This is a genomic window from Sanguibacter suaedae, from assembly GCF_016342785.1.
GTDB lineage: Bacteria > Actinomycetota > Actinomycetes > Actinomycetales > Cellulomonadaceae > Sanguibacter > Sanguibacter suaedae.
Genome location: NZ_JAEINH010000019.1, coordinates 1 through 3,580 on the forward strand (window position 1 = coordinate 1; position 3,580 = coordinate 3,580).

At 73.9% G+C, this 3,580-nt stretch carries 3 protein-coding genes; all 3 read right to left on the bottom strand.

Annotated features, from left to right (window positions below; translation table 11 throughout):
• Window positions 1–299: 299 nt before the first annotated feature.
• The 3 genes from JAV76_RS14305 to JAV76_RS14315 are packed head-to-tail and all read right to left on the bottom strand — an operon-like array spanning window position 300 to window position 3,386.
• Complete coding sequence (locus JAV76_RS14305; protein ID WP_198734754.1) at window positions 300–1,475, bottom strand: FAD-dependent oxidoreductase; 1,176 nt, start codon at window positions 1,473–1,475, stop codon at window positions 300–302.
• The gene (locus JAV76_RS14310; RefSeq protein WP_307844271.1) at window positions 1,468–2,232 is read right to left on the bottom strand and encodes a class I SAM-dependent methyltransferase; all 765 of its coding nucleotides are present in this window, start codon (window positions 2,230–2,232) and stop codon (window positions 1,468–1,470) included. The genes JAV76_RS14305 and JAV76_RS14310 overlap by 8 nt, the downstream gene beginning before the upstream one ends.
• A gap of 14 nt (window positions 2,233–2,246) precedes the next feature.
• Window positions 2,247–3,386: a type III polyketide synthase gene (locus JAV76_RS14315; RefSeq protein WP_198734755.1), complete on the bottom strand. Its 1,140-nt coding sequence runs from the start codon at window positions 3,384–3,386 to the stop codon at window positions 2,247–2,249.
• Window positions 3,387–3,580 lie beyond the last annotated feature (194 nt).

Genomic DNA, 3,580 nt, shown 5'->3' on the forward strand with positions numbered 1-3,580 from the left:
TCCTCGGCGACGGTGATGTTCTCGGCGACGAGCTGGCTGCGGACCATGATCCAGGTGGTGCCGCCGGCCAGGACGAGGGCGAGGCCTGCGGCGACGAGGAGGGTTCCGATGAGCTTGACGGTGGTGCTGGTGTCCTTCATGGTCGTGCCTTTCCCAGGGGTGCGGGACGGCCGTCGTGAGGTGGTCCCGTCGGGGGCGTCTGTCGCCTCCTGGTATCCAGCATTCCTCGGGTAGGTGGGCACCTTCCGGGACGTTGGTCCGGGATCTGACGTCCGGTCAGCCTGACGGCGGGTGAACCCTCACGCCCACCGCATCGCGTAGACGCTCGCGAGCAGGGGGGCCGTGGGCCTGGACAGCGCCGCCCGCAGGGCAGTGTCGCGCAGGGTGCGCCGAGCGCCGGCGACAGGTCGTCCGAGGGTCATGTTCTGCTCGGCCTGCCACGCCGCGCGACGGGCGCTGCGCAGGCGCGTGCGAGAGTACGCGTCGAGCCCCGTCGTGTGGTCGGTCCGGGAGGTGAGGACGTCGACGAGGTGGGTGGCGAGGTGGGTTGCGTCGGCCCACCCGAGGTTCATGCCCTGCCCGCCGACGGGGCTGATCTCGTGGGCGGCGTCCCCGGCGAGCACCACGCGGCCGTGGGCCATGCGGGCGGCGAGGCGCCGCCGGACCCCGAAGGCGCTGACCATGCTGCTGGTGGCCGCGTCGGGGTCGTGCCCTGTGCGTTGGGCGACGAGGTGGGCGACGGTGTCCGCGTCGGGCGCGGGCAGGAGGTGCGGGGTGTGCACCACGAAGCGCCGCTTGCCGTCGGGCAGGGGGAAGGACTCGACGACGCCGCCCTCCTCGAGGTGGATCACGGCGTCCGTGCCGGCGCCGGTGGTGTCCGCGAAGTCGGCCATGACGTAGGTGTCCGCGTACTCCCGCAGAGGCGCGGCGATGCCCGCGAGCGCGCGGACGGTGCTGCGTGCGCCGTCGGCGCCGACCACGAAGCGGGCCTCCTCGGTGACGGTGTCGCCGGTCCGCGTGCTGTCGTCGCCGGTGCTGTCCGGCGTACGGGTGGTCCCGGTGAGGCGGACGTGGTCGCCGGTGTCCTCGAGGGAGTCCAGGGTGGTGCCGCGCAGGACGATCCCGGGGGCGAGGTCGTCGAGGCGTCGGGCGAGGATTTCCTCGGTGCGGTGCTGGGGGAGCGTGAGGACGAAGGGGTACCGGGGTGAGACGCCGGTGAAGGGGACGTGCCCGAGGACGCCGTCGCGGGTGCGGGCGGTGCCCCGGTGGACGGGGACCCCGGCGTCGACCATCGCTCCCGTCACGTCGAGCTGCTCGAACGCGCGCAGCGACGGTGGGTGGATGCCGATGGCGCGGGACGTGCCCGACGGCGCGGGCCGGCGTTCCCAGACGGCGACGTCGAGGCCCCGGTGGGCGAGGAGCGCGGCGAGGTAGAGGCCTACGGGACCGGCGCCGATGACCACGACGTCACGCATGCCGGGCCTCCTCGCGTGCCGTGGCGTCGGTGACGTCCCGCACGAGGAGCAGGCGGTACGGCAGCTGGGTGCGCACGTCCCACCCGGGCGGCACCACGGCGGCGAGCTCGTGGGGGCGGTAGCTGCGGCGGACGGACGCCAGCCCGTCGTCGTAGACGAAGGACCTGCGGGCCAGGGGCCACGTCGCGGCGGCGTACGCGGCGTAGGCGAGGCGCCCGCGCTCGATGTCGGCGTGGACGACGAGGCGTCGGGCGAGGACCGCGGAGTGGGCGAGGAGCGAGGCGAGGGTGTCGGGGTCGAGGTGGTGCAGGAGGTGGTTGGACGTCACGAGGTCGAACGTCTCGCCGTCGCGGACGAGGTCGCCGCTGGACGCCTGGCGGAACTCCACCCCGGGGGTGGCGGGCTGGGCGGTGACGTACCGGTGGGCGCGCTCGTCGGGGTCGACGGCGGTGACGGCGAGGCGCAGGCCGTCGCGGGCGGCCCACCGGGCGAGGGCCCGCGGGACGTCTCCGCCGCCGGACCCGATGTCGAGGAGCGTGGTGGGCTCGTGCACCGACAGGTGGGGGCGCAGGTGGCGCACGTAGACGCGCCGCCACCCGGAGACGACGGCGTTGATGGGCCTGAAGTACCGGTAGGTGCGGTCGAGGGCCGCCGGGTCGCAGGCGGGGTCGTCCATGATCTCGGTGAGGTCGACGGCGCGGTGCTCGAGGGTGCGGCCGAGCACGGGGCCGAGGATCGGGGTGCGGACGTCGTGCACGGTGGGCTGCCCCGTCAGACGGTGCGCCGAGTGAGCAGGGCGCTCTCGACGGTGAGACCGGGCCCGAACGCCAGGGCGCACACGCGCTCCGGGGTGTCCCCGGAGGCGTCGAGGATGCGGCGGAGGATGAACAGGACGGTGGCGCTCGACATGTTGCCGTGCTCACGGAGGGTGGCGCGCGACGGGGCCATCTGGGCGTCGTCGAGCTCGAGGTGGGTCTGGACCTTGTCGAGGATGCTGCGGCCTCCGGGGTGCACTGCCCAGTGGGTGATGTCCGACGCTCCCGGGATGCCCGCTGCGTCGACGAGGGGCGCGAGGGCACCGTGGATGTGCTCGCCGATGATCTTCGGCACGTACCGGCTGAGGACCATCTCGAAACCGTGGTCGCCGATGGTCCACGCCATGTCGTCCTCGCCCGTGGGGGTGAGGTCGGAGTGGAACGCGTCGAGGTCGAGGACGGTGTGCCCGTCGGGCACGGGGCGTGCGGTGACGACGGCGGCCGCGGCGCCGTCGGCGAACACGGAGGCCGCGGTGATGACGTCCGGGTCGTCGGAGGAGGAGATGTGCAGGGAGCACAGCTCGATGCACACGACGAGGACGACGGCGTCGGGGTCGGCCGTGCAGAACGCGGCTGCGGTGCGCAGTGCGGGGAACGCGGCGTAGCAGCCCATGAAGCCGAGGTGGTACCGCTCGGTGGTGGGGTCCAGGCCGAGGCCACGGACGATCGCGTAGTCCGGCCCGGGTGCGTAGAACCCGGTGCAGGACGCTGTGACGACGTGCGTGACGTCACCCGCGGAGACGCCCGGTGCGGAGTCGAGGGCTCGCTGCGCGGCGTCGAGGAACAGCGAGGGGGAGTGCTCGGCGTAGGCGTCGTTGCGGGTGCCGGTGAGCGGGTCGAGGATGGTGCCGGTCGAGGCGTCGTAGAACGTCGGGGGTTGCTCGGCGTCGGGAACGGGGGCGCCCGCGGCTGCGCGGCCCAGCTCGTCGAGGACGGTGTGCCGGGTGTCGATCGCGGACGCGTCGAACGCACCGCGGACCAGGCGCTGCCCGAGCCTGCTCAGGCCGTCCTGGGCGGCGAAGACGTCCCGGAGCTCGCTCTGACGCAGGACGGTCGGGGGGACGGCGGTCTCGATCGATGTCACGCGTACCGGCATGCCGCGACTCTAACCCGCAGGTGAGCGGAGCGTCGGTCGAACGCCGGCCCCCTCTCGGGCCCACCTCTCTCAGACCCCACCTCCGCCCCCGTCCTGTCGCCACCCCCTCCCTCAGGTGGGCCCGACGGGGCGTGCTCTTGTGGACGGGGCGGGGGGGCGGGCGCCCGCCCCGGCCACCACAGCACGCCCCCCGC

What these genes read in the sequence shown, in the direction of transcription:
- JAV76_RS14305 (WP_198734754.1), bottom strand. Translation starts at nt 1,475, where the DNA reads ATGCGTGACGTCGTGGTCATCGGCGCCGGTCCCGTAGGCCTCTACCTC.
- JAV76_RS14315 (WP_198734755.1), bottom strand. Translation starts at nt 3,386, where the DNA reads ATGCCGGTACGCGTGACATCGATCGAGACCGCCGTCCCCCCGACCGTC.